The sequence below is a fragment of the Bacillus sp. SIMBA_008 genome (assembly GCF_046535495.1).
In the GTDB taxonomy this organism is placed as follows: Bacteria; Bacillota; Bacilli; order Bacillales; family Bacillaceae; genus Bacillus; species Bacillus subtilis.
Genome location: NZ_JAWRWL010000015.1, coordinates 1 through 685 on the forward strand (window position 1 = coordinate 1; position 685 = coordinate 685).

Annotated in this window: 1 protein-coding gene; it reads right to left on the bottom strand. The window is 41.5% G+C overall.

What is annotated here, in order from left to right; all coding sequences use genetic code 11:
- Positions 1 to 511: 511 nt before the first annotated feature.
- On the bottom strand, positions 512 to 685 hold a 174-nt coding region (locus SB658_RS21820), incomplete at its 5' end, for a GNAT family N-acetyltransferase (RefSeq protein ID WP_410602266.1).

The following is a 685-nucleotide window of genomic DNA, read 5'->3' on the forward strand; positions in this document are numbered from 1 at the left end:
TGTCTTTTATAAGTTTAGACTGCTCCATCACTTCTTTCGTTTCTTTTTGAATGCGTTCATTAATCGTTGGAAGTGCCTTCGTTTCTGTTTTTTGTTCGTTTGCCGTATTTGAGCAAGCTGCTAGCATGAAGAGACTTGCAACTAGGCTCATGAAAACAAGTAGACTTTTTTTCACGTTCGTTCTCCTTTTTTCTTCGAAGTATGTATGTTTATGTTACCACGAATCCTTGATTTGATTAAAAGAGAAGTGTTGATATGCTGTGAACAATAAAAAACACCCAAAAAGGGCGCTTCAGCGTGTAGACAAACCTTCGCATTCGTTGTCAGGTCTGCGCTCCGGTGCTCACGAATGTCAAATTCGCTCCGCTCCGATGCTCGTCCTTCCTAGACTTCAAAGGTTTTCTATCACGCTGAAAAGAAGACAAAGGGCTAAAATCAAGATCATTTTAGCCCTTTGTCAACAATCTGTAGCTGCCTCATGATAGGCAGCTTTTTTATGTTCTACTTTATTCTATTCAAAAACAACCATTTCGCCGATTGGTTGGAAGCCTGCACGTTGGTAAATATTTTTGCCGTCAGCTGATGCTTGTAACAGGACGCTCTTTTGTTTGTTGTCTGTCTGGGTCAGAAGATAATGAAACATGTCACTGCCAAGTCCCTTTCCGCGGTGCTCTGCCCTTGTGAT